Here is a 1,631-nt window from a genome sequence, read left to right on the forward strand (position 1 = left end):
GCGAGCGCGTCCTCCCGGGCCACGGCCGCGGGATCCGGGCGCGGCCCGGCCGCCTGCGCGGCGACCGCGAACAGTTCGGCGATGGTGCCCGTGAACGAGTCGAGCAGGTTGGCGGCGATGACGGACGCGTCGACATGACCCGCGAGGTGGGTACGGACGAGCGTCGCCACGTGCGCCTGCACGGGCGCCAGCACGGTGTCCCGATCCAGGCCGCCGAGCCCCTGTAGCACCGCAGTTGCCGGGTGCGCGGTGTCGAGGAGCCGGGCCGGGTCGAGCAGGCCCTGCGCGACGGTCCGGTTCACCCACTCGGCGTAGCCGGCGCGGTAGGGCCGGCTCCGCAGCCAGTCCGCCGGCTCCGCGTTACGGGTGTCGGCGTCGGAGCCGAGCAGGCGATTGATCAGGGCGAGTCGCAGCAGCCGGCCGGCCTCGCCGTCCGCGTCCTCGTGGCGCAGGAGTTCCTCGATCGGCTCGGGCTCGTACCCGATCTCGTGGTGCACGGCGACCAGGTGCGCGAGGTCGTACGCGTACGGTTCGTGCACGATCGTCTGCATCAGCCGGCGGGTGGCGTTGCGCCCGCGTGGTTCGGCGAACTGCCGTGCCAGCGCGTCCGGATCCTCGAACGCCACCGCACTCGGCGTCCGGGACAGCTCGCGGGTGCGGTCGGAGTCGTCGAAGTGGGCCAACAGTCGCCGCACGGCTGCGTCGCCGCCGGTTTCGCGGATCCGGGCGAAGGCGAACCGGCGGGCGTCGTCGGAGAGTCCGGTACGGAAGGCGAGCCGAACCAGGTCGGGATCGCGGCTGGTGATCAGCGGGGAGGCCAGCCGCTGGTCGAAGTCCTCGGTGAGGAGTCGGGCGCGCAACTCGGCGTCGAAGGGCACCGGTTCGGTTCGGCCGGGCGTGCGTGGCGTACCGGACGCGATGGCGCGGCGCAGCGACAGGGTCGCGTGCCGGTGACGGTACACGGCCGCGTCGACGCGCGGTTCGTCCAGCGCGACGAGGCGGCGCAACTCGTGCGCGTTCAGGCCCGGATTGCGGGCGACGGCCGTCCACACCCGGGGTTCGTCGGTGCCGAGCGCGATGCCGAGCGCGGGCGCGGGCAGTGCCCCCTTGCCGAGCAGTTCGCACAGCAACTCGTCCGGCAGCAGCGGAAGAAGCACGCGCAGGTCGTCGGGGCGGGCCGCGTACAACAAATACCGGTAGGGCTTGCTCGGCGCGGGCGGCACGGCGGCGGGCGGAGCGGTTTCGGTGCCGAGGGCGATGCCTTCGAGCAGGCCGGCCACGGTGCCCCGGTGGCGGGAGAGGACGACGCGCAGGGTGGCCCAGCGATCCGGATCGGCGCCCAGGTGACGGTGAATCAGGTCGGGTAGGGCGCGGCTCGGCGGCAGTTCCGCGAGGGTGGCGAGTGCGCTGCGGGCGGGGGACAGGGACGTCAGTACGAGCTCGGCGTGGCTCTCGTCGGCGAGGCCCGCCGCCGCGACCCGCGCGGCGACCGGGACAGGCTCCGGGTGGCCGGGTGTGCCCACGACGGCGGACAACAGGGCCGCGCAGGGCCGGCCCACCCGGGCCACGAGCGCGGGATGGGTGGTGTGGAAAGCGACCAGGGCCGCGTCGGGGCAGTCCGGCCGGGAGGC

The 1,631-nt window shown here is 74.5% G+C and carries 1 pseudogene; it reads right to left on the reverse strand.

Annotated elements, in window-relative coordinates:
• Nucleotides 1-1,631 (reverse strand): annotated as a pseudogene (locus GT354_RS46110) (hypothetical protein); the annotation flags it as partial.

It is taken from the genome of Streptomyces sp. SID3343, from assembly GCF_009865215.1.
Lineage (GTDB): Bacteria > Actinomycetota > Actinomycetes > Streptomycetales > Streptomycetaceae > Embleya.